Raw genomic sequence first — 24,778 nt, 5'->3', positions numbered from 1 at the left:
CCGCGTCTGTCTTTCGACCCGTACAGCGGGTCTTTTTCATTTGCCGAGGACCCTTCAAATAAAGGCAATCCACCCTATTTTGAAGGAGGGAGTCGTATGGCGAAGCCCAAGTATATCACCGATCTGGCCAGAATCCGGCAAATCCCGGAGCATGAAAGAGAGCTGCTGAAGCGAATAACGGACAAATTCGTTTTCCGGGTGAACGATTATTATTTGGATTTGATCGATTGGGAGGATCCGTCGGACCCGATTCGCAAATTGGTGATTCCAAATGCGGACGAACTGAGCGAATACGGCAGATGGGATGCTTCGGACGAGGATACGAATTACGTCGTACCGGGCTGCCAGCATAAATACCGTTCCACGGCGTTGCTGATCGTGTCGGAAGTATGCGGGGCTTATTGCCGGTACTGCTTCCGAAAAAGGCTGTTTCGCAACGATGTGAACGAGGCTGTGACGGACGTGGAGCCGGGGCTGAAGTATATCGCGGAACACCCGGAGATCAGCAATGTCCTGCTGACGGGCGGAGACAGCTTGATTCTGGGGACGCCGAAGCTGAAGGCGATCTTCGAGAGGCTGAGGGAGATCGAGCACGTGAAGATCATCCGGCTCGGGTCCAAGCTGCCGGTTTTCAATCCGATGCGGATTTACGAGGACGAGGAGCTGCTCGAGACGATCCGTGTTCATTCCACGCCGGAGAAGCGGATTTACGTCATGGCGCATATTAACCATCCGAGAGAAATCACGAAGGAGGCGGTTCGGGGTTTCGACGCGCTTCATCGGGCCGGTGCCATCGTCGTGAACCAAACTCCCGTGCTGAGAGGAATTAACGACGATCCGCGCGTGTTGGGGGAACTGCTTGACCGGTTGTCGTGGGCGGGCGTTACGCCGTACTATTTTTTCGTGAATCGCCCTGTCGCCGGCAATCGGGCGTTCGTCCTTCCGCTGGCGGAAGTGTATGAGATCGTGGAGAAAGCGAAGTCGTACACTTCCGGATTGGGCAAGCGCGTCCGGCTGTCGATGAGCCATACATCGGGAAAAATCGAAATCCTGGCCATCGAGGGCGGCAAAGCGTATTTAAAATATCACCAATCCCGCGACGGAGAGTACGGCAAGTTCATGGTGCTCGATTGCCCTCCCGAAGCCGCATGGTTCGACGACCTGCCGGGGAACGAACGTTACTGGAAGAAGCCGGTTAAACGCACGGAAGCGGTCGTCTCGGTGAACGCACTGCCGGAATTTCCTCCTCGCAAACAGACGGTTTAGCCGGCAGCGAAGCTTAACGACCGATCAGGGAAATCCCCTGATCGGTTTTTTGCGTATTGTCATCCGCATCCGCCTGAACGGGCATCTCGGTGAGTAGAGGCAATTTGACCGTAAATGAGGAGCCTTGGTCCAGTACGCTTCGAGCGTCCAGCGATCCGCCGTGGTCTTGAATGATTTTTTTGCAGATCGAGAGTCCGAGCCCCGTGCCGCTTTCCTTCGTCGTGAAGAACGGCGTAAAAATCTTTTCCATCTGTTCCTGCGTCATGCCGCTGCCCGTATCTTCGATCTCGATGAAACAATGCTTCGTGTCGCCGCGCAGCCGGATATGAACCGAACCCGATTCCTTCATGGCTTCGAAGGAGTTGCGGATCAAGTTGAGCAGCACTTGAACCAATTTGTCTTTGTCTACCAAAACCTGCAGGGGCTCGTCCGACCGTTCGTGGTGGATCAGATGGCCCAAAAGGGCGGCTTCGGACTCCGTTAAATAGAGAACCCTGTCGATGCAGCTTTGGACCAGTTCCGGTTTCATGTTGCTGATATGCGGCTTCGCGAATTGAAGAAATTCGGCCGTCAACTCGCTCATCCGCGTAATTTCGCTCATGACCAGGTCGAACCAGGGCTTCATCGTATAATCGTTGTTTTTGGAAATTTGCATGAAGCCTTTGATCGTGGTCAGCGGATTCCGGATTTCATGAGCCATGCCCGCGGCAAGCTCTCCCACCATTCTCAGCTTTTCTTCTTGGAAGCGGATTTCCTCACGCAGCAGCCAACCGTTGCGTTTGTTCTGGAACAGGCGGTCCTCGGCCATCGAGATGAGGACGGCGGCCGTGGCGGCTTCCTGCGGGTAATTCGAAACGGCATAGGTCACGAAAAAACCGAAATGGTTGCTATCCATGAGACGGTCGACTTCGGCGAGGAGGTTGTCCTTTTGGGGGACGGCGACGGCGAAGCGGTCTCCCGCATAACGGGACATGGCGAGCGAATCCTTAAACGTCTTCTTCAATTTCGAAGACATATTGATCATGATTTCGTTGCCGTTATGGATGTTCGGCGTATGGTAAGATTTGAAATCCTGCAGATCCAGGGTGATGAGAGCGAACTCGCGGTCCTGGTCGACGAGGTCTTGGATCGCCTTGAGGAAGCAGTCGTAGTTCAGCAAGCCGGTCAGCGGATCATGGGTCGTCAAATAATTCGTTTGCTCCTGCAGGCGTTTCGCGAGCTGCTCGGAATGAAGGAAATATTGAAAGACGACCACGACCAGGTAAACGGCGAGGAAATCGAATAACGAAACGACCATGTTATACGTCGTATGAGGCATATAGGTTAACCGAATGACGGTGTATTCCAGCACTAGAATGCCGGTGAACAAGAATGAGACGTAGGATCGATGGTGTTTCCGTACGACTAAGCTGATGAGAATGAGGTACAGGATTTCCGTCCAATTGAGATGGGTGAAGTAATGAAAAAGGCCGAGCGTAACCGGTTGGCAGTATCGGAGCACTCCGTAACGCGATTTCAAAGTGGCGGTAAGCATGAACAAGAGGCCCGAAACGAGCATGGGAATGATCATGGGCGTTTTGTCGAGCAGGATGGAGGCGGCAGCGATGAATACGGTAACGATCGGCGTGATTCCATACGCATAGAACTTGTGGCCCAAAGCTGTACACTCCCAAACCGATAGAATGGCACGACGGATATCGTTTTCCTTAATATTAACACAAACGGCATCCACATGTTCCATGAACATCCAGAACAGGCATTGACCGGTGTCGTGAGATCGTGTAGTTTCAATTCATCATGCGGTAAAGAAGGAAATCGCCATGGAACGACGTCCGATCATCAGAATCCCCGGTAAAGCGTCCATTTTGGTCCTCTTGGCCGCCATTTTCGGTTTGTCCGTTCTTTGGATGGCCGGAAGCGGCGAAAGTCCGAAACGCCAGCCGGACCCCAACGCTCCCCGTGCTTACCTATATGGAGCGGTGAAGGCGGCCAACGGCATGGAGCTGCACTATCTGCGAACGCGTCCGTCCAACATAGAGCCGGCGGTCGTGAACGAGAATGTGACGCTGTCGGCGTTTTACGGAATCAACGGAGGATTTTTCTATCAGAAGGATTTGCTCAGCCTCGCCGTGGTGAACGATATTCCCGTACATCAAGCGAACGGCTCTTATGGAAGCGGCGGCTCGAACGTCAAATACGCGCGCGGAACGCTCGTCTGGGACGGCGCCGCCGACGCGCTCAGCGTACAAATTGTTAGCAAGGCGTCCGATTTGACTGTTACGGACCGTTCCCGTTATTGGGCGCAGGGCGGCATCAGCATGTCTTTGGGCGACAATTTCGGATGGATGCAGCAGGCGGCCGCCGAAAACGCGCCGTTCGCGGACGAGGATCGTCTGAGATCCGCCGCGGCATTCGATGCCCAAGGGAATTTGTACTTGATCGTGAGCGAAACAAAGGGGACGCTCGCCGCCTTCCGTGACGCGATCCTGGAGAAGATCGGCGCGCTGGGGCTGGTGGACGGCATTTTCCTCGACGGCGACGGCTCCTCCCAGTTGCGCAGTCGCGAGAAGGAGCTGAAAGGCGACGGCCGTCCCGTCGTGGAGATGCTTAGGCTATTGAAATAGTGGGCCATTTCGCGAGAGCGAAGTGGCCCTATTTTTGCGTCCGATCCGCATTTTTTTGCGCTCCGGGCTCCAAGTTTTGCGCGTTCCGGCTGTCCTCTCCGTAATAAGATAGCTGCATACCGCCTGGGAGTACCCGTTGACCCAGGACATCCGGCGCGGAATCGAAGTGACGCGCGCAAGGAGAGTTTGCAGCCTATGAGATTGTTATGGCCTTACGTTCGCAAAGAGATGAAGCTTTATTCGTGGGGGTTCGTCGGCAGCCTGTTCCGGTTCCTCATCCCCCTGACCGTTCCGTTGATGATGAAATACCTGTTTGACCACTTGCTGCATGAAGGTTCGTTCACGCACGCGGAGCAAGTCCGCCAAATCCTGCTCATCGCTGCGGCAATGTGCGGCGTGTTCCTGGTCGTCCGCATGCCGATGGAATACGTTAGGCAGTACAGCCTGCATACCGCCAACAACAATGTCATCAAGGCGCTGCGCCGGGGCGCTTTCCGCAAAGTCCACGCGCTCGACGCCAAATATTTCGCGGACCACAAAAGCGGCGAAATCGGCACGCGTTTCTTCGACGACATCGAGAAAGCGAGAGGCATGATGACCGCCGTGCTCGGCAACATCTGGATCGAAATGGTCGTGCTCGCGTTCGTCGTCACCGTCATGCTGACGCTGAACCTGCAGCTGACGCTGCTGGCGATCGGGCTCGTCGCGCTGCAATTCGGACTGGCCCATTACCTCTCCAAGAAATTCAAAGTATCCACCCGGGACATGATGAATTACCGGTCCGTGCTGAGCGGGTTCATTTTCGAAAAAATCCAGGGCGCGTTCATTTCCAAGCTGTTCGCCTCCGAAAAACGCGACCTCGCCGAGCTGGACCGCCATCTGGATCACTACGAAAAGCTGACGGACAAGCACGCGAAATTGAACGCGATCACGTTGTCCTGCGTCAACGTGCTGAGCGACATCACCCCGTTCGCCGTTGTGCTGACGGGCAGCCTGTTCGTGATCAAAGGCGGTTTGACCTTGGGCGGGCTGATCGCGTTTTTCGCTTACGTCGACAAAATGAGGAGCCCCGTCGCCGCGCTGGTGCAGGCTTTCCCCGCGATTACCGAAGGCAACGTGGCGCTCCAGCGGATTTTCGAGTTTTTGCGCATCCCCTCAACGATCAAGGAGAAAGAAAATCCCGTCATCCTTAAAGGGCTGTCCGATTCGATCGCGTTCCGCGACGTTTCCTTCTCGTATCCCGGCGGCGATCCGGTGCTGAAGCGGGTGACGCTGACGCTGCACAAAGGCAAGACGTACGCTTTCGTCGGAGAAAGCGGCGGGGGCAAGAGCACGTTGCTGCAGCTGCTCATCCGCATGTACGACACTTCGGGCGGCGAAATCCGCATAGACGGCGCGGACATCCGGGACTATTCTTTGATGAGTCTGCGGGAGCAAATGGGAGTCGTGACCCAGGACAATTTCCTGTTCAGCTCCTCCATCCGCGACAACCTCAAGTTGGCCAAACCGGACGCCACGGACGAAGAAATGGTCGCCGCGGCCGAAAAGGCATTCGCCCACCATTTTATTAGCGCTCTTCCTAACGGCTACGACACGGAGATTGGAGAACGGGGAATCAAGCTTTCGGGCGGGCAGAAGCAGAGGATCGCGCTCGCGCGGGTGTTTTTGAAGGATCCATCCCTGATCATTCTGGATGAAGCGACCAGCGCGCTCGACAACGAAAGCGAACGGCTCGTCCAGGAATCGCTCCGGCGGCTGCATCGAGATAAAACCGTCGTCATGATCGCCCACCGGCTGTCCACCGTTCAGGACGCGGACCGGATTTTCGTCATGAAGCGCGGAGAGATCATCGAAAGCGGAAGTCATCAAGAGCTTCTCCAGAGGGATGGCTACTATAAGGAACTTTTCTCCAAACAGAGCGAGGAAGACCGGCAATCGGCCGGGCGAAACGAAAGGAACGTGCGCAAAGATGCTTCATGAACAAGAAACGCTCGACGTACTCGTGATCGGGGCCGGGCAAGCGGGGCTGGCGATGGGCGGCCAGTTGCAGAAGCTCGGCAAATCATTCGTCATTTTAGGGAAAGAAGAGCAGGTAGGGGATGTATGGAGAAAACGGTACGATTCTTTGGTGCTGTTCACGCCCCGCTGGTACAGCTCGCTGCCGGGTTTGCCGCTGATGGGCGACCCGAACGGGTACGCCTCCAAGGACGAAATCGCGGCTTATCTCGAAAGCTACGCCCTTCATTTCGGCCTGCCGGTCCTACTCGGTACGGAAGTGCTGGCGCTCGATAAAATCGACGGTCTATTCCGGGCTTTCACCAATCGGGGCATGTTCTACGCGAAACAAGTCGTCGTGTGCACGGGGCCGTTTCATCGGCCATATGTGCCGCCTGCGGCGCACGGGCTGTCGGATGGCGTGACCCAGCTTCATTCGTCAGAATACCGGAACGCTTCCCAGCTTCGTCCGGGTTCCGTGCTCGTGGCGGGAGCGGGGAATTCCGGCGCGCAAATTGCGGTTGAATTGAGCAGCGAACGAGACGTATATTTGTCCAGTGGGCATTCTTTGAAATTCATGCCGCTGCAGCTGTTCGGCAAGAGCATTTTCTGGTGGTTCGGCAAAACCGGCCTGCTGCGCGCGGGCGCCGATTCCCCGGTCGGCAGAGTCGTTCGGAAGCGGAACGATCCGATTTTCGGCCTGGAACTGCGGGACAAGATACGCCAAGGGCAAGTGCGTCTCCGACCTCGCGTCGTGGACATCCGGGAAGACCGGATCCTGTTCGAGAACGACGCGGACCCCCTTACCGTGAGCAACGTTATTTGGGCGACCGGCTTCCGTTCGGACTACGGCTGGATCCAGATTCCCGGGGCGTCAAGCGGTGCAGGACCGGAAGGCTTGTTCTTCCTGGGAATGCCGTGGCAGCGGAACCGCGGGTCCGCGCTGATCGGCGGTGTCGGCGAAGACTCGGCGGTATTGGCGAAGCGGATGTTCGGCTAAGGCGTACCCGGCAATTATAGAGATTTTTGGAATAGGAGAGAACCTTACATGCTTTCCGTCATTCGTTTCAGCATGCGCAATACGGTGGCCGTTTTCATGATGATCGTCCTGCTTATAGCAGGCGGCCTTTATTCGGTCCAAGGGATGAAAATGGAGAAATACCCGAACGTCGGCATCCCTTACTTGCACATGAACATCGTTTATCCGGGCGCTTCGCCCGACCAGGTCATGAACGACATCGGTCTGCCGCTCGAGCAGGTGCTGTCCAACGTCGAAGGCAAAGTGAACATGTATACGGGCGCGAACCCGAACGTGTTCTGGTCCACGATCGAATTCGGCATGTCGACCGATATGGACAAAGCCGAACAGCTGATGAGGGACGCCGTGTCCAAAGTCAAACTTCCCGATACCGCGGGCGAACCGACGTTCCAAAAAGAGCGGCTGGACGCCGAGGTGTACGAAGCGGCTTTCTACGGCGGCAGCCGGGAAGAACTGCAGCATTACGTCGAGGATACGCTGACACCGGCCATGCGCGGCATCCCGGGCATCGAGCAGGTGAGCATCCGGGGCGAGGCGGAAACGAAGCTGTACGTCCGGCTTCGTCCGGACGACTTGGCCCGGAACCGATTGTCGTATGACCAAGTGAAATCTTGGATCGGGGCCTTCAATCTTTCCATCCCGATCGGCGATCTGCATACGCAGGACCGGACCCTGCCGATCCGCGCCGGGTCGACGTTCCAATCGGCGGAAGAAGTCGGCAGCCTGCCGCTTCCCGTACCGGGGCTGAAACTCGGCGATATCGCCGACGTCGCTTACGAAGCGCCGGTCACCGACTACACCCGGCTCAACGGGGAACCCGCGATTTTGCTCTCGATCATACCGAAGGGCGGCGAAGACGCGGTCGCGATCGCCAAACAGGTGAAAGAAGAGATCGCCAAGTCGCCGCTCCCTGCTGGAGCGAAAACCGAGGTGCTGCTGGACCAATCGGTCGATATCGAGCACTCGGTAAACGGAATGCTGCGCGAAGTGCTTCTTGGGGCGCTCATGGCGGTCGTCGTCACGCTGCTGTTCCTGCGTAACCTCCGCTCGACGCTGATCGCGATCCTGTCGATCCCTCTGTCGATGTTCGCCTCGTTCATGGTGCTGAGGCAGCTCGGCTACACGCTGAACATGATGACGCTGGCCGGCATTGCCGTCGCGATCGGACGCGTCGTGGACGACTCGATCGTCGTCATCGAGAACATTTTCCGGCGTGTCCGGATGTCTCGCGATCGCGACGCCGAACTGGTGGAGCAGGGTACTCGGGAAGTTTCCTCCGCGATCACGTCGTCGACGCTCACGACCGTCGCCGTTTTCCTGCCGCTCGCTTTCGTGCCGGGCATCGTCGGGAAGTTTTTCGTCCCGCTCGCTTGGACGATCGTCATTTCGCTGCTGTTCTCGCTGCTCGTCGCGGTATCCGTCGTTCCGCTGCTGTCGCGCTTGTCCCTGCTGAAGCTGAAGCATACCGAACACCGCGAGAACCGCCTTCAGCGGTCTTACCGCACGGCGCTGCGCTGGGCGCTCGGCCACCGGCTCATGACGCTTGGGCTCGCAGTGGTATTGCTGATCGGAAGCGTCGCTCTCGTACCGTCGCTCGGCTTCAACTTCCTGCCGTCGGAGCAGGTCAAGACGTACAACATCTCGGTGAAAATGCCGATCGGAACCGCCTTGTCTTCCACGAACGAGGCCTCGAGGCAGATCGAGGAGATTCTCAGGAGCCGGGCGGAGGTTGACCGGGTCGGCGCGTACGTCTATGGGGAATCAGCCAGCCTGTCGTTTACCGTGAAGGAAGGGACGCAGAACACCGAGGGATTGGCGCAGGATTTACGGGAGAAGTTCAAGCAGGTGAAAGAGCCGCGCGAAGTGACGCTCGCCGGCGTCGGAGGCATCAACGTCGGCAACCGGATGCAAATCATCGTGAACGGACCGAACATCGATAAAATCAAGCAGGCTGCGGACCAAATGACGGAAGCGCTCAAAAGCGTACCGGGCCTGGCCGACGTTCGGAATTCCGCCGAAGGGGAGAAACCCGAAATCTCCGTCGATTTCGACCGATCCAAGCTAGCCGCTTATGGCCTCACGCCGGCGACGGTGTCGATGACGCTTCATAACCTCGTGGAAGGCAGCGAAATCGGCAAAGCGCAGATCCAGGGCAAAACCACGGACATGGTGCTGTCGGTTCAGATGAGTGGGACGCCGACGACGGCAACGCTGCAGGATCAGTTGATCGCCACGCCGCTCGGCACGGCGGTCCCGCTGAAAGAGCTCGGTGCCGTGAAGGAAGTCGTCAATCCGACGACGATCTCGCATTACAACCAGGCCGAATACCTGCAGGTGTCGGGCACGATCACGGATACCAACTCCGGCAAAGTGGCAGGCGACGCCGAGAAGGCGATCCGCGCGCTGAAGCTGCCGGACGGGGTGACCTGGAAATCGGAAGGCGCCTCGAAGGAAATGAACGACGGCTTCGTCAACATGGGCATCGCGCTCGGCATCAGCGTGTTTCTCGTGTACATGGTCATGCTGCTCGCGTTCGGTGAATGGAAAATGCCGATCGTAATCCTGGCCGCGATTCCGTTCTCGGTCATCGGAGCGATGGCGGGCCTGTTCCTCGTCGGCGAACCCGTGGGCATGCCGGCCATGATCGGTCTTCTGATGCTGAACGGGATCGTCGTGACGAACGCGATCGTGCTGGTGGAGCGGGTGCGCGCCAACGCGCGGCGGGGCTTGGCGAAACACGAAGCCTTGCTGGAAGCCGGCGCGACGAGGGTGCGTCCAATTCTCATGACCGCGATCGCGACGATCGGCGCTTTGCTCCCGCTGGCGCTGTCGAGCGAGGCCGGGCTCGTCTCCCGGGCTTTGGCGGTCGTCGTCATCGGCGGACTGACCACGTCGACGTTCCTGACGTTGTTCATCGTTCCCGTGCTGTACAGCCTCGCGGTATCCGATAAATCGGAGCCGTTATCGGACTCGGCCGTGCATCACGCCTGATTCAAGCAAAACATTCGAATCCCCGCCAACCCGGCGGGGATTTTTACTTATGTCGGCCAGCCGAGTCGCGCATGACCATAAAGCCTGCTAAAGTACAGTTATTTATTGATGAATCCGGTGTTTTGCTAAGAATTCATGCAATTATGCATTTATTTCTTGTCTTGTCTTCTCGGTTCATGGGTTTTGCCGAAAAAACCTGCATTTTTGCATCCCTTGTTCCCCCACCACATGACCGGCTTGGAAAAGATGTACTTTTGCATCTATTCCGATAGTATGAAGGTTGCCTGCCCGGGGCGGCGCGTTTATGATGAAGTTGTAACCGCTTTCGAGATATGGGAGGCATACAGCAGATGGAACAAGCGCAAGAAGTACCTTTTTATACGGAAGAAGACTTCGGCAAAACCGAATTGTTGCCGAGTTATCGGGTCGATTTAAGAAATCCGCAGAACGAAGAGTTGGATGCGTTCATCAACGCCAATGTGGTGGCCGACTGGTCCCAGTTAACATGGAAGCAGATCGGCAAGCCCTACGAAGTCAGAACCGTGGCTAAATCCAAGCAGGAATGGGAACGGGACCACGGGGAGATGACCGTCAAAACCTCATGGGAATTTTTCAACCGATCATTCCACGAATGGTTCGTCAAGGACGTGCCGGGAGCGCTGGCGGATTCGAAAAAGGAGCTGCGGAAGCATCTGGCGCGGTTTCATTGGCATGAAGTGAAGGAGGCGCTCGGAGAAACGGTCCGGCTGTCGTTCTGGAACTACGTCCATCGGGTCCAAGACGGCGTCTGGGATCCGAGGGGCAAGCGGGCGCTGTTCGAGGGTCTCGACCTGAACAAGCCGCGCATCCTGTTCCTTGGGGCGGCGGAAGGCTACGAGGCGATGCAGCTTCACGCCATGTATCCGGAAGGCGAGATCGTGATGGTCGATTACGACGATTTTTGCCGGACGGACCGCTTCGGGCATTTTCCGGACCGTTATCCTTTCCTGGGTATGAACTCCCGCACCGGGCTTCCCCGCGTATGGCACAAAAACCAGATGAACATCCATTACGAGGTCGACGATATCCGCAATCTTCCTTTCGGGAAGGAGTTCGACGTCGTGCTCAGCGTCGGGTTGCTGGAGCATTTTCCGGACGAGTTTAAAGCGGAAGCGCTGGACTGGCACCGCAAATTCCTGAAGCCCGGCGGGTACGCGATCATGACGACGCCGCGGCTGCAATGGAAATCCAAGCTGTTCTACACGGTCATGGCCGACGTCATGAACCATACGTACCGCGAGCTGATGGATATCCGGCAAATGGGGCTGTACGTGTACGAAGGCGGATTCGAGATTTTGCGGCATGGTTATATCAAGGCCCATAACGGGATCGTGGCGCGTCCTCGGTAATGAACCCGCTTGTAATGAATTTCCAGATCATGACGAATAATGAACGTGATCTTACGGAAAGGAGAGTGACCTCGTGAGCGACGAAATCAAACCGAACGGTTCCCAGCGCGCCGCGCCGCCGTCTGACGATCCCAAGAAGCAGGGTCGGTCGGCCGCCAAGAAGAAATCGAAGTAAGACATTTTTGAAAACGGAGCGACGTTCCGTTCGAGGAAGCCCATGGCCTGCGAGCCATGGGCTTTTTCTCTGTCCGCGTTTGGTTCGCGGAACAACGGAGACCGGATAATTTCATCATCGTCCACAAGCTTGCGCGGGATTCGTTGACCGGGATCGCGCGGCGCCCCTAATATTCGGGTTATCAACATCCCGAACACGGAGAGGGGCTGGCCGTATGAATCGTTCCGCGGCAGGCAAAGAAGCGATGGTCGTCAGTCCCCATGCGCTGGCATCCCAAGCGGGAGCCGAAACGCTGCGCCGGGGAGGCAACGCTTTCGATGCGGCGGTCGCCGTCAGCGCTTGTTTGGCCGTCGTGTATCCGCACATGACCGGCTTGGGCGGTGATGCGTTTTGGCTGACGTACAGCGGGGCCGATCGCGCCGTCCGCGCTTACAACGCGAGCGGCAGATCCGCTGGCCTCGCCTCCCGCCAAGCCTTCGACGGCGAAAGCGGAATCCCGCTGCGCGGCATTCGAAGCGCCATCACGGTGCCCGGCATGGCGGACGGCTGGGAAGCCGTGCAGCGCGAGTACGGCAGGCTTTCCCTCGCGGAAGCTTTGGAACCGGCCATCCGCTGCGCATCTCACGGGTTTCCGTTGTCGCCGGACCAAGCCCGCAACACGGCCGAAAGGTTCGAGCTGCTGCGCGGCACGGCAATCACTTCCGAGATCTTCGTACCGGAAGGAGTGCCCCCGAGGCAAGGAGAACGGTTCCTCCAGCGGCAATTGGCAGACACGCTTCGCAAGCTGGCGGCGGGAGGGCGCGACGCTTTTTACAAAGGCGAAATCGCCCGCTCGATCTCGGTTTTCATGGAGAAGAACGGCGGGCTGCTTCGTGCGGAAGATTTCGCGGACCACGCGGGCGAATGGACGGAACCCGTCCGCGGGAGCTACCGGGGGCTGGAATTGTTCCAGGTACCGCCCAATTCGCAAGGCTTCACCGGCATCATGATTCCTCAGATGCTGGAGTCGTTTGACCTGAGCGGCATTGAGCACGGCTCGTACGAATATGTCCACTTGCTGGTGGAGGCGGCGAAGATGGCGTTCCGCGACCGGGACCGCGTGCTGACCGACCCCGCGTTTGCCGACATTCCCGTGGGCGCGCTCGTTTCCGCCGATTATTGCGCCGAGCTCGCGGCCAGCATCGACTTGCGCCGCGCGTCGCCATCCGTCTCCCGGCCGGTCGGCAGCGATACCGCGTACGCCGCGGTCGTAGACGGCGAAGGAAACGCGGTTTCGTTCATCCAGAGCCTGTATTTCGAATTCGGCTCCGGGGTGACCGCGGGAGACACCGGCATCCTGCTCCAAAACCGCGGCTCGTTCTTCTCGCTGGATCCGAGCCACGTCAATGCGCTCAAGCCGCGGAAGCGGACCTTCCACACGTTGATGCCCGCCATGGCCTGCAGAGAGGGCAAGCCTTACATCCTTTACGGCACGCAGGGCGGGGAAGGGCAGCCGCAGACGCAATCGGCCCTGCTGACCCGGATGGTCGACTACGGGCTGGATCCGCAGGCGGCGATCGACGCGCCGCGCTGGGTGTGGGGACGCACGTGGGGAGCGAAAACGCAGGAGCTGAAACTGGAAGCGAGATTCGGCGCGGACGTAGCCATGGCGCTTGCGTCGGCGGGTCATGAAGTGAGAACCGTAGGAGCATTCGACGGCATCGTCGGCCATGCGCAGGCGATCCTGATAGGAGACGACGGAACGCGTTACGGCGGCGCGGATCCCCGCGCCGACGGAGGGTGCGCGGGATGGTAAACGAGAGGAAGGTGGGGAACGACGTGCCCGACGCATGGAACGCCTATGTCAAAGAGGATTTCTCGCTCGAACCCGCTGCAACGGGGCGTCTTGACGGGCTGACGTTTTCGGTAAAGGACGTATTCGCGCTGCAAGGATGGGCAAACACTGCCGGAAACCCGGACTGGCATCGGAGCCATGGGCCTTCCGCGGATAACGCCGATGCCGTCGATTCGCTGCTTCGGCACGGCGCGAAGCTGAAAGGCATTACGCATACGGACGAACTCATGTACAGCTTAAACGGCGAAAACTTCCACTTCGGCACGCCGGTCAATCCGAGGGCGCCGGATCGCTTGCCGGGCGGTTCATCCAGCGGCTCGGCAGTAGCGGCGGCCGCGGCCTTGACGGATTTCGCTTTGGGGACGGACACCGGCGGCTCCGTCCGCGTTCCCTCGTCGTACTGCGGCGTTTACGGCATCCGCCCGACGCACGGCGCCGTCTCCGTCCGAGGCGTCATCCCGCTCGCTCCGGTCTTCGATACGGTCGGCTGGATGTCCCGCGACCCCGGCGTGCTGCTCGAGGCGGGGCTGGCTTTGCTTCCGCCGCCGGCCTTTCCGCAAGAGAGCGGCGGTTTTTCCAGATGGCTTCACGTGAAGGAAGCCTGGGATTTGGCGGAACCCGAAGTCGAAGCGGGATTGCTTGCGGGCATGGCCGCGTTCGAGTGGCCGGGAGATCGCGGCCGGGAATGGGTTGAAGCCGTTCCCGGCGGCTTGGCGGCATTGGCCGACTCGTTCCGCGCGATCCAAGGTTTCGAAATCTGGCAAACCCACGGCGAGTGGATCGGGCGGGAACGTCCCCTCTTCGGGCCGGACATCGCGGAACGCTTCGCTTGGGCGGCAACGATCACCCCGGAGGATTACCGGAAGCATCAAGCCGCTAAACGAGAAGTGACGGCGCGGGTGGAAGCGCTGATCGGCGAAGACGGCTTGCTCGTGCTGCCCACCGTGCCCTGCGTCGCTCCGGCAAAAGGCCAATCGGGCGAAGCGATCGGCCGTATTCGCTCGAGGGTCATGCAGATTTGCTGCCTGGCCGGCATGACGGGCCTTCCGCAGGTCACGATTCCCGCGGGAACGGCCGACGGCCTGCCGGTCGGCGTGTCCTTTATCGCGGGACGCGGGCAGGACGTCCGGCTGCTGCGGTGGGTGCGCGAAATCGCGGGGAGAGCGGGGCGGAGCGTTTGAGAATCGCGACTTTGAAGCTAGCCGGCGGCGAACAGACGGCGATCCGGACGGAAGCGGGCTGGGTAACGGTCGCGGCCGTGAACAGGATCGCGGGACGATCCTGGAGTACCCGGCTATTCGACCTGCTTGGGAATGGCGAGTTTGCGGAGTTGGCGGCCTGGTGCCGGTCCGCCGCTTCCCTAGCGCTCCAAGAGGCAGACGCGATTCCGTTCGACCAGGCGCCGTTCGCTGCCCCTTATCGGCATCCCCGCAAAATTTGGGGCATCGGCGCCAACTACCGGGAGAAAGCGGAGGAGATGGCGGTAGTGCCCGCGGACGGTGAACCGATCTGCTTTATGAAGCCGGATACCAGCCTCATCGGGCCCGGCGAAGCGATCCGGCTGCCCGCGAATGCCGGTCGGATATCCGCCGAAGCGGAAATCGCGGTCATCATCGGCCGCACCTGCAAAGGGGCGGCGGAATCGGAAGCGATGGACTTCGTTGCCGGCTTCGCGCCCGCGCTCGACATGACCGCTTCCGACATCCATGCGAGGAGTCCCCGGTTTCTTGGCCGATCCAAAAGCTTCGACACCTTCTTCGCCTTCGGTCCCGAGGTGGCGACGCCGGACGAATTTCCGCTGCCGGAACGATGGACCGTAGAGACCGCGTTAAACGGACGAACGATCCATGCGAGTGCGGCGGATCGAATGATCTATCCGATTCCTTTCCTTGTCTCTTTCTTGTCCTCTTTCATGACGCTGCTCCCGGGCGACGTTATCCTGACGGGAACGCCGGGCTCGGTTCCCCTGCAAGGCGGGGATACGGCGGAGTGCCGCATCTTCGGATTGCGGCCGCTCGCGAACCCGGTTATTGAAGAATCTTGAACCACCATTACCGCGGAAGAAAGGCGGGTTCCCTGTGTTAAAACTATGGCATCTGTTTCTCGCGTTCGGTACCGCCACGCTGCTCGGCTACGGCGGCGGTCCGTCGATCATCCCGTTGTACGAGCACCAGGTGGTCGGGCGGTACCGCTGGCTCACGTCCGACGACTTCGGGCAGGCTCTGGCGTTCGGCAACGCTTTGCCGGGCCCTATCGCCACCAAACTCGCCGCCTATATCGGTTTTAAGGTCGCCGGTTGGGCAGGAGCCGCGGCGGCGCTGATCGCCGTCGTTCTCCCGACCGCCCTCGTCATGATTTTGCTGGCGGGCGTCATGCTGAAGCTGACCGGTAACCCGATCATTAAGGGCATGATCCGCGGCATTCAGCCCGTCATTTTCGTCATGATGGCCATGCTCGCCTACGATTTCGCCAAGTACATGTTTAAACCGGTACCAGGTGCCGCCGCGTTTCTCCCGTTTCTAATCGGGGCGTTTTTTTTCGTGCTCGTCCAGTACTATCAGGTTAACGCCGTTTGGGGAATTTTACTGGCTTTGGCAGCGGGAGGTCTGTTTCTTCGAGGATAATTAATTTTAATGTAATGTAATCTTACATTTATATTGTCAAAAGAGATCATACGGGTCTATTATGTTATTTAATTTAACATAAGACCTGGATTTATCGGGTCTGTCAGGAGGCCCGCCATGCAACTGACCGTCGAGCAAGCCCTATCCGTTTATCCGCTGTCGGAAGCCAAACTCGTCGCCGGATTCGGCGGCGTCAACAGGGTTATCCGCGCCGTCAACGTCATGGACGCTCCGGACATCACCGAGTGGATTAAGGAAGGGGAAATGGTCCTGACCACCGGCTACCTTGTCAAGGACCGCCCGGACGAAGCCTGCCAATTGCTCAGCAAGCTGAACAAGCGCGGGTCCTCCGGCCTCGGCATCAAGTTGGGCCGCTATTGGGATTCTCTTCCCGAACCGCTGATCGAGCAGGCCGACCGGCTCGGCTTCCCCTTGATCGAGCTCCCCTACCAATTCACGTTCTCCGACCAAATCAACGGCCTGTTCCGCGAAGAAATGAAACGCAGCACCGGCATGCTCCAGGACGCGCTGGAGAAGCAAATCCGGCTCATGCGTTTCGCGCTGCAGTCCGATCCGATCCGGCACTTGTTCGAATCCGTGTCCGAGGTCGTCGGGCACCCGGTAGCCGTGATCGGCTCCCGCGGCCAAGTGCTTCACAATTCTTCCGACATCCCCGATGCCGAACTGCTGGTCCGCTGGCCTTGGTCCGTCCATCACCAGTGGATGCGGTCCGACGGCTGGCAGGCGTTTCGGATTCCGCTCATGAAGCAGTCGCAGTGCACCGGTTTCGCCCTATTCTTCAATCCCCAGCCGTTTCTCTCTCCCATCGAGGAGAGCTTGTACTTCCAAGCGGCGGAACTCGTTTCCTTCCATCTGAATTTCAAATACGAGGACTATTTCGAACTGTCGGTGCAGCGCGATTTCGGCCAAATGGTCAAACGGTTTCTCCAAAACGGCGTGTCCGCGGATTCGCTGCTCGAATATGCCCGCAGGTGGGATGTCGACCTGTTCGAAGGTCCCTACCGCTGCGTGCTCAGCGACGTGACCGGCCGCGGCGCGGCTGCGCGGGATGAGGCTTTGGAACATCTGAAGTCCGAGTTGCTCAGCGACGGCAAGGTTCGGGCGTTGAAAGGCGTCCACGTCGTGGTGGAGGAAGGCGTGCTTTCCGTCTTCCCGGATGCGGAAGGGGATTGGGAGGAAGCGGTAGGGGCCTGCTTGGCCGGCAGGCGAGCGGGCAAAGGTGAACCGAAGGCTGCCGCCAGCAGCCGGAAAACGTCGGTCAACCAGTTGTCCGCCGCTTTCGACGAATGCTTGGAGGCCCGGCGGCTGTCCGAGGAGTGGGGCATGGCCGAACGGCTCGTGAAATTCGATTCCATGGATTTGGCTTTCGTCTTTGAACGCATCCCGCCCGAGAGAATGCGCACGTTCTGCGACCGTTGGCTGGGCGGGCTGCTGCATCGCGACCCCGATTACGTCCAGGAAATGATGCGCACGCTGGAAACCTACCTGGCCTGCGACGGCCAGTTAAACGAAACGGCCAAAAAGCTGTTCATTCACCGCAACACGGCCACATACCGTATTGAGAAGCTGGGAGAAATTTTGGAAGTGGATTTCAAGAAAGTGAACGACCTGATGCGGCTGCAGCTGGCTTTCTTATTCCGAAGGATGCTCGCGGCGAAAGAGCGAGCGCTCTGAACGGGGCCGGCCGCACGGTCTGCCTGGAGGCGAACCGAATGACGAAAACATGGATCCGCGGAGCGGTTATCCTCACCATGAACGCCGATAACGAAGTGATTCGCGGCGACGTGTTGATTGAAGGAAACAAAATCGTGAAGGTCGGCGGCGATCTCGGCCCGGTAGCCGGGGGAGCGGACCGCATTATCGAAGCCGGGGGCAAAGTGTTGCTGCCCGGCTTCGTGCAAACCCATATCCATCTCTGCCAGACGCTGTTCCGCGGCAGGGCGGACGATCTCGAGCTGATCGATTGGCTGCGGCAGCGGATTTGGCCGCTGGAAGCGGCTCACGACGAGGACTCCGTCCATTACTCTGCTTTGCTCGGAATCGGGGAATTGTTGAGGAGCGGAACGACGACGATTCTGGACATGGAGACGGTGAATCACGCGGACGCCGCGTTCCGGGCGATCGAATCGTCCGGCATCCGGGCACTTTCCGGTAAGGTCATGATGGACCACGGTACCGAAGTTCCGCCGGCGCTCCAGGAAAACACGGAACGGTCGCTGGCCGAAAGCGTGGGGCTGCTCGAAAAGTGGCACGGCGCGGCAGGAGGACGCATCCACTACGCGTTTTGCCCGAGATTCGTCGTTTCCTGCACGGAGGAGCTGCTCGTCGGGGTTAGGGATTTATCGGAGAAGTACGGCGTCAAGGTGCACACCCATGCGTCGGAAAACCGGGAAGAGATCGCGATCGTCGAAGCGGAGAGAGGCATGCGGAACGTCGCTTACCTCGACCATATCGGATTGGCCCGGCCGAATCTCATTCTCGCGCACAGCATTTGGCTGGACGAGAACGAGAAACGCATCATCCGCGAGCGCGGCGTCAAAGTGACGCATTGTCCCGGCTCGAACCTGAAGCTGGCATCGGGGGTCGCGGATGTGCCGGATCTCATGGGAATGGGCATCCCGGTCGGACTCGGGGCGGACGGCGCTCCTTGCAACAACAATTTGGATATGTTCCAGGAAATGAGACTGGCCGCCTTCGCGCAAAAAGTGCGTCACGGTCCTACGGTAATGGACGCGCGCACGGTCCTGCGGATGGCCACGATGGGGGGCGCGGAGGTGCTCGGTCTCGAGCGGGATATCGGCAGCGTGGAAGCGGGCAAGCTGGCGGATTTGCAGCTGCTCGATTTGGACGATTTCCATGTTTATCCTTCTTACGACGCGGATTTGTTTTCGCGGGTCGTCTATGCGGCGACGCGGGGAGACGTCGATACGGTGCTGGTGGACGGCAAGGTCGTCGTGGAAGGAAGGCGCGTGCTGACCGTCGATAAGGATGTTGTTTTAAGGGAATCGGACCGGGCGCTGAAGGCGCTGTTAAAAAGGTTGTAAAAAGGCGGCCGGGGACCCGGCGGGCGATGGGAGAGACGGACGATGGATCATGGAGCTGTGTGGAGCGAAGTCTCGCGTTCCGGCGGCGCGGCCGTGCTGGCGACGATCATCGCGGTGGAGGGACATGCTTACCGGAAGGAAGGCGCCGCCATGGTTTTGCGCCCGGAAGGCGAAAGCGAGGGCGTGCTCAGCCCGGGCTGCCTGGAGGATGATCTTCGGGCGAGGGTGCCGGCGGTGCTGGCTTCGGGACTTCCGGAGCTGGTGTACTACGACATGCGGCCGGAAGAGGACCCCATCTGGGGCGAAGCGATCGGGTGCGGCGGCCGGATCACGATTCTGCTCGAGCCGCTGGACGGAGAGCTCCGGAGTCTTCTGCTCGAAGCGCACGGCCTTCTGGAAGCGGGAAGGGGCGCTGTGTTGGAGAGACGCTTGGCCGGCAAAAGAATAGAATACCGATTGATTCGCGCATTGGAAGAACGCGGCGCCGATGACACGGCGGGAGAGCTGCTGTTTGCATCCGCGTTCCGGCCGGTACCGCGGCTGATCTTGTTCGGAGCGGGGCGCGACGCGCCGCCGCTATGCGCGCTGGCGGCGAAGATCGGCTTCCGCGTCGTCGTGGCGGATTGGCGGCAGGGGCTGCTTTCGGCCGATCGGTTTCCCGCGGCTTCCGAACGGATCGCCGGCACGCCGGAAGAGTTGGCCCGCCGGTTGAACGTCGGTTCGGGGGATTACGTCATCCTGTGCAGCCATCAGCTGCGGAGGGACCGGGAAATGTTGGAAAGAATGCTTCCCGCGTCTCCTTATTATCTCGGCGTGATGGGGTCCGGGAAGAGGGTGGAGGTTCTGTTCGAAGGGCTGAAGCGGACTCCCAACGTATCGGCGCCGGTCGGTTTGGATATCGGGGCGGACGGACCCGAAGAAATCGCCGTGAGCATCGCCGCGGAATTGGTCGCCCGAAAAGCGGCAGCTGCGGCGGGGGTTCGGGAGGTGGGGGCCGATGCGGGTCGCGGGTTTGTATTTGGCGGCGGGACGGGGGAGCCGGATGGGCGGCGGCAAGCCGTCCGCTGAATTGGCTCCCGGCATGCCGCTGGGCCGCGCCGGGTTGCTCGCGCTTCTGGCGACGGAGCTGGATCCGGTCATTGTCGCCGTCCGGGAGGGAGATTCCCTCGCGTGGCTCCCGGACGACGACAAGTACGCGGGGCGGTTCGTTCCCGTCGTCTGCCCGGAAGCGGACAAGGGGCTTGCCCATTCTTTGCGCGCGGCGCTGGACGAGGCTCTCCGCCTGGCGCCCGGCATCGAGGCGGCGGTGGTGGCACTGGCGGACCAGCCGATGGTGGCGGCTTCCGATATTCAGCGGTACCTCGATGCTTTCCGTGAGGATACCGGGCTGGAGGCGATTGCAGGCAGCTGCGGCGGCCCTCCCGTTCCTCCCGTCTTGTGGAGTCGCTTGAAGTTCGAGAGCTTGGCCCGGCTTGCAGGCGATACGGGCGGCCGCTCGCTGCTGCGCGAACCGGGGCTGCGACTGGGCAAAGTCCCGCTCTCCGCAAACGCGGCAATAGACGTAGATACGTTAGGGGATCTCGCATTCGCCTGTAGAATGTGGACAAACACTCCATAAAAACCGAACGTTATGTTATGTTTTATTACACTAAATTAAGAAAAACATGCATTGCGCACAACTTCCTCGTGACTTTTCATGAGTTTCCCCAATATAATGTTATATAAATTGACCCATACCTTACCCAAAAGTATAGTGAAGGTACTTGGTCGACACCAAGAGAGAAACCAGAGAGTTGGGGAGGAACAGGGATGAAACGATACGCAAAAGGGTGGACATGGAGTTTGGCTTTGATCGTCGTGCTGGGGGTCATCCTGACGGCATGCGGCAGCAAGCCGGAGCCGGAAGCGAGCGCTTCGGGATCGGAGAGCGCGTCGCCTTCGGGCAGCTCGCCTGCGGCGTCCGCAAGTCCTTCGGCGGAGAAGAAGATGCCGAGAGTGGCCTTCGTTTACATAGGGCCTCCGGGCGACGGCGGATGGACCTACCAGCATGACCAAGGTCGCAAATATATGGAAGAAAAGCTCGGCATCAAGGCGGACACGGTCGAGAACGTACCGGAAAGCGCCGACGCCGAGCGCATCATTACCGAGCTCGCGCAAAACCACGACGTGATCTTCACGACGAGCTTCGGTTACATGGATCCGACGCTGAACGTAGCGAAGAAATTCCCGAACGTGAAATTCCTCCATACGGCCGGCTACAAAACGGCGGACAACATGGGCACCTATTTCGGCAAAAACTTCGAAGCCAGCTACTTGTCCGGCATCGCGGCAGGCAAGATGACGAAGAAGAACGTGCTCGGCTACGTCGGCGCCTTCCCGATTCCCGAAGTCATTTACAACCTGAACGCGTTCACGCTCGGCGCCCAAAGCGTCAATCCCGACGTCAAGGTGAAGGTCGTGTGGTCCAACACCTGGTTCGACCCGACGGTCGAACGCCAAGCCGCGGTGAGCCTGCTCGACCAAGGCGCGGACGTGCTGATGGCCTACCAGGATTCCCCGGCAACCATCCAGGCGGCTGCCGAACGCGGCGCCATGGCCGGCGGCAACGACTCCGACATGTCCCGCTACGCGCCGGAAGCGTATTTGACGAATCCGACCTGGAATTGGGGGCCGTATTACCTGAAGACCGTTCAAGCGATCGCGGACGGGACCTGGAAAAGCGAACAGTACATGGGCTCCATGGCCGACGGCATGGTCGACCTGGCGCCGCTCGGCAAAAGCATTCCGGATGACGTCAAAGCGCTCGTCGAAGAGAAGAAGAAAGAAGCCGTGGCCGGAAGTCTCAAAATTTTCGTCGGTCCGATCAAGGATCAGACCGGCGCGGTGAAAATCGAAGCCGGCCAAGAGCTCCCGATCGATCGGATTCTCGAAATGAACTGGCTCGTCCAAGGCGTCGAAGGCACGATTCCGAAGTAACCGAACTCATCGAGTCTTCATAGCATCGTCCCGACAAATCCCTTGCGAAAGGGATTTGTCATTTATCCGAACCCTGCGGGAAAACGAAATCGAGAGGCAACCGGTCTTGCAGGCCGGGAAGGAGGAAAGCGGCATGAACGTCACCCATTCGGTGGAAATGCGGCAAATCGTCAAGCGGTTCGGGCCGGTCACGGCGAACGACCATGTCGATTTCACCGCCGCGCCGGGCGAAATCCACGCACTGCTCGGCGAGAACGGAGCCGGCAAAAGCACGATGATGTGCATGCTGTCCGGCGTTTACCGTCCCACGAGCGGCGATATCCTGATCGGCGGCGAAACCGCCCGCATCCGGTCGCCGAAAGATGCCATGAAGCTCGGCGTGGGCATGGTTTTCCAGAACTTCCGCCTCGTCCAGACGCTGACGGCGGCCGAGAATATCGTGCTCGGCGAGAAATCCGCGTTCTGGCGCGGGCCGAAATGGATGAAGCGGAAGCAGGAGGAAATCGACGCCATTTCGCGCAAATTCGGCTTGCCCTTCCCGGTCGACCGGCCGATCTGGCAGCTTTCCGTCGGAGAGCAGCAACGCGTCGAAATCGTCAAAACGCTGTACCGCGGCGCGAACCTGATCATCCTCGACGAGCCGACTTCGGTACTCACGCCGGGCGAAGCGGACCAACTGTTCGAAACGTTGGCCGCGATGAAGGCGGAAGGCAAAACCGTCATCCTGACGACGCACAAACTCAAGGAAGTGATGGCGGCGTCCGACCGCATTTCCGTCATGCGGAAGGGCCGGATGATCGCCGTCATGGACGCGGCGGACACGAACGAACGGGAGCTTGCCCGGCTGATGGTCGGCAAGGAAATCGCCGCGCCGAGCCCGCTGCCGGCGAAGGAGAAAGGGAAGCCGATCCTGGCCATGCACCAGGTCGAGGTCATCGGCGACCACGGCCGCCGGGCGCTGGACGGCATTTCGCTCGAAGTTCGCGAAGGCGAGATCGTCGGCGTGGCCGGCGTGGCCGGCAACGGCCAGAAAGAGCTCGCGGAAGTGCTTGCCGGATTGGCCGAATGGAAGCGCGGCTCGATCCGCTTCGACGGACAGACGTTCAAACGGGCATCGGTTCGGGGAGCGATCGAAGCGGGCATCGCCCACGTGCCGGAAAACCGGATGAAAAGCGGGCTCGCCGGCAGCCTCGGAGCGGTCGACAACCTGCTGTTCAAATCCTACCGGTCGGAGGAACGCTCGCGGTTCGGCTTCCTGCGCCACGGCCGCAACCGCGATTGGTCGCGGGAGCTCGTGGAACGGTTCGACGTCAAGACGCCGAACCTGGACACCCCCGTCCGCCAGCTTTCCGGCGGCAACCAGCAGAAGCTGCTGTTCGCGAGGGAAATCGAACAGAATCCGAAGCTGATGGTCGCCGTCCACCCGACGCAAGGGCTGGACGTCGGAGCCGCCGAGGGCGTGCACAAGCTGCTGACGGAACTGCGGGAATCGGGACGGAGCGTGCTCCTGATTTCGGAGGACCTGGAGGAGATCATCCAGCTGTCCGACCGGATCCTGGTCATCTACAACGGCAAAATCGTCGGGGAAGTCGAGCGGGCTGAAGCGAATCGGGAGCGGATCGGCATGTACATGGCCGGCCTGCATGAAGAGGAGGAGGAAGCGGTATGAACGAAAAGCCGGCAGTCGGCACCATCACGAGCCCCTGCACGTCCGCATTGGGCACATCGGCAGCGACGAAAACCCGACGGCTGCGATTCCGGTTCGAGCTGGATCCTTCCCGAACCTCGAGTCCCTGGTGGATCACGATCGTTTCGGTGGTCCTCGCGCTTGCGGCCTGCGCCGTCTTCATTGCGGCGAACGGCATGAACCCGCTGATGGTTTACAAGAAAATGTTCATGGGCGCCTTCGGCAGCTCATTCGGAATCACCGAAACGCTCGTCAAAACGATTCCATTGCTGCTATGCGGGCTTGGCGTCGCGGTCGCGTACCGGATCTCCGTATGGAACATCGGGGCGGAGGGCCAATTCGCGGCCGGCGCGATCGCCGCGACGGCGGTGACGATTTATTTTCCGAACCTGCCTTCCTATGCCGCGATACCGCTTATGGTCGTGTTCAGCATCGCGGCCGGAGGCGTATGGGGACTGCTCACGGCGATTCCGCGGACTTATTTTCAGGTAAACGAGCTCATCTCGTCCTTGATGCTGAATTACGTAGCGCTTCTCGCGCTGGATTACGTGGTGTTCGGACCGTGGAAGGATCCGAAAGGCATGAACTTTCCCGGTACCCCGATGTTCACGGATGCTCAGATGCTGCCGGTTTTCGGGAATACACGGCTGCATTTCGGTCTTCTTTTCGGTCTCGCGGCCGTCGTGCTCTACGCGCTTCTGACCCGCTACACGCGCTGGGGATATGAACTGAAGCTGATCGGAGCCAATCCGGAGGCGGCCAAAAACGCGGGCATACGCATCGCCCGCCACATCCTGCTGGTCATGCTGATCAGCGGAGGCCTGGCCGGACTGGCGGGCATGAGCGAGGTTTCGGGCGTCGCGCACCGGCTCATGTACGGCATTTCGCCGGGATACGGCTACACGGCGATCATCGTCGCGTGGCTGGCGAAACTGAACCCGTTCGGCATCGTTTTATCCTCGTTTCTGTTCGGGGGCCTCATCGTCGGCGGATACAGCGTGCAGACGATCGGCCTGCCTTCGTCCATGTCGCTCATGCTGCAAGGGGCGATCCTGTTTTTCCTTATCGCGGGGGATACCGTGACCAAATTCCGGCTGCGCCGCAGCGCTTGAGA

Annotated in this window: 18 protein-coding genes; 17 read left to right on the top strand and 1 reads right to left on the bottom strand. The window is 59.5% G+C overall.

Annotated features, from left to right (window positions below; genetic code table 11):
- Positions 1-96: 96 nt before the first annotated feature.
- A complete protein-coding gene (locus EAV92_RS12895) occupies positions 97-1,266 on the top strand; it encodes a KamA family radical SAM protein (protein WP_123041471.1) in 1,170 nt (389 codons plus the stop codon).
- A gap of 13 nt (positions 1,267-1,279) precedes the next feature.
- On the opposite strand, the gene EAV92_RS12890 is transcribed toward EAV92_RS12895, so the two are convergent.
- Positions 1,280-2,923, bottom strand: coding sequence for an ATP-binding protein (locus EAV92_RS12890; RefSeq protein WP_241158263.1), 1,644 nt, complete (start codon positions 2,921-2,923; stop codon positions 1,280-1,282).
- Between the two features lie 163 nt (positions 2,924-3,086).
- Between EAV92_RS12890 and EAV92_RS12885 the strand changes: the two genes are divergently transcribed.
- The 16 genes from EAV92_RS12885 to EAV92_RS12810 all read left to right on the top strand — a co-directional run bounded on the left by EAV92_RS12885 (position 3,087) and on the right by EAV92_RS12810 (position 24,776).
- A complete protein-coding gene (locus EAV92_RS12885) occupies positions 3,087-3,890 on the top strand; it encodes a phosphodiester glycosidase family protein (RefSeq protein WP_123041469.1) in 804 nt (267 codons plus the stop codon).
- 195 nt (positions 3,891-4,085) lie between these two features.
- Positions 4,086-5,870 (top strand): ABC transporter ATP-binding protein, encoded by a 1,785-nt coding sequence (locus EAV92_RS12880; RefSeq protein ID WP_123041468.1) that lies wholly within the window; start codon positions 4,086-4,088, stop codon positions 5,868-5,870.
- Positions 5,860-6,885, top strand: coding sequence for a flavin-containing monooxygenase (locus EAV92_RS12875; RefSeq protein ID WP_123041467.1), 1,026 nt, complete (start codon positions 5,860-5,862; stop codon positions 6,883-6,885). Before EAV92_RS12880 ends, EAV92_RS12875 begins: the two co-directional genes overlap by 11 nt.
- Before the next feature lie 48 nt (positions 6,886-6,933).
- On the top strand, positions 6,934-9,915 hold the full coding sequence (locus EAV92_RS12870) for an efflux RND transporter permease subunit (RefSeq protein ID WP_123041466.1): 2,982 nt from the start codon (positions 6,934-6,936) through the stop codon (positions 9,913-9,915).
- Between the two features lie 350 nt (positions 9,916-10,265).
- Positions 10,266-11,303 (top strand): class I SAM-dependent methyltransferase, encoded by a 1,038-nt coding sequence (locus tag EAV92_RS12865; RefSeq protein WP_123041465.1) that lies wholly within the window; start codon positions 10,266-10,268, stop codon positions 11,301-11,303.
- 389 nt (positions 11,304-11,692) lie between these two features.
- Positions 11,693-13,273 carry a gamma-glutamyltransferase gene (gene ggt, locus EAV92_RS12860; protein WP_123041464.1) on the top strand — a complete coding sequence of 527 codons (1,581 nt, stop codon included), beginning with the start codon at positions 11,693-11,695 and terminating at the stop codon, positions 13,271-13,273.
- The gene (locus EAV92_RS12855; protein WP_241158262.1) at positions 13,267-14,493 is read left to right on the top strand and encodes an amidase; all 1,227 of its coding nucleotides are present in this window, start codon (positions 13,267-13,269) and stop codon (positions 14,491-14,493) included. The genes ggt and EAV92_RS12855 overlap by 7 nt, the downstream gene beginning before the upstream one ends.
- Entirely contained in the window at positions 14,490-15,356 is an 867-nt protein-coding gene (locus EAV92_RS12850) for a fumarylacetoacetate hydrolase family protein (protein WP_123041463.1), read from the top strand. The genes EAV92_RS12855 and EAV92_RS12850 overlap by 4 nt, the downstream gene beginning before the upstream one ends.
- Before the next feature lie 34 nt (positions 15,357-15,390).
- Entirely contained in the window at positions 15,391-15,936 is a 546-nt protein-coding gene (locus tag EAV92_RS12845; RefSeq protein ID WP_123041462.1) for a chromate transporter, read from the top strand.
- A 117-nt stretch (positions 15,937-16,053) separates the two neighbouring features.
- Entirely contained in the window at positions 16,054-17,631 is a 1,578-nt protein-coding gene (locus tag EAV92_RS12840; RefSeq protein ID WP_123041461.1) for a PucR family transcriptional regulator, read from the top strand.
- A gap of 38 nt (positions 17,632-17,669) precedes the next feature.
- On the top strand, positions 17,670-19,001 hold the full coding sequence (locus tag EAV92_RS12835; protein ID WP_123041460.1) for a 5'-deoxyadenosine deaminase: 1,332 nt from the start codon (positions 17,670-17,672) through the stop codon (positions 18,999-19,001).
- A 42-nt stretch (positions 19,002-19,043) separates the two neighbouring features.
- Positions 19,044-20,069, top strand: a complete 1,026-nt coding sequence (locus EAV92_RS12830) for an XdhC family protein (RefSeq protein ID WP_123041459.1) — start codon at positions 19,044-19,046, stop codon at positions 20,067-20,069.
- On the top strand, positions 19,999-20,619 hold the full coding sequence (locus EAV92_RS12825) for a nucleotidyltransferase family protein (protein WP_123041458.1): 621 nt from the start codon (positions 19,999-20,001) through the stop codon (positions 20,617-20,619). Before EAV92_RS12830 ends, EAV92_RS12825 begins: the two co-directional genes overlap by 71 nt.
- A gap of 191 nt (positions 20,620-20,810) precedes the next feature.
- On the top strand, positions 20,811-21,977 hold the full coding sequence (locus EAV92_RS12820; protein ID WP_123041457.1) for a BMP family ABC transporter substrate-binding protein: 1,167 nt from the start codon (positions 20,811-20,813) through the stop codon (positions 21,975-21,977).
- 133 nt (positions 21,978-22,110) lie between these two features.
- The gene (locus tag EAV92_RS12815; RefSeq protein ID WP_123041456.1) at positions 22,111-23,646 is read left to right on the top strand and encodes an ABC transporter ATP-binding protein; all 1,536 of its coding nucleotides are present in this window, start codon (positions 22,111-22,113) and stop codon (positions 23,644-23,646) included.
- The gene (locus tag EAV92_RS12810; protein ID WP_123041455.1) at positions 23,643-24,776 is read left to right on the top strand and encodes an ABC transporter permease; all 1,134 of its coding nucleotides are present in this window, start codon (positions 23,643-23,645) and stop codon (positions 24,774-24,776) included. Before EAV92_RS12815 ends, EAV92_RS12810 begins: the two co-directional genes overlap by 4 nt.
- Positions 24,777-24,778: the final 2 nt, after the last annotated feature.

The sequence above is a fragment of the Cohnella candidum genome (genome assembly GCF_003713065.1).
GTDB classification, from domain to species: Bacteria; Bacillota; Bacilli; order Paenibacillales; family Paenibacillaceae; genus Cohnella; species Cohnella candidum.
Note: the sequence above shows the minus strand (reverse complement) of the source record. Positions and strands in the feature narration are given on the sequence as shown.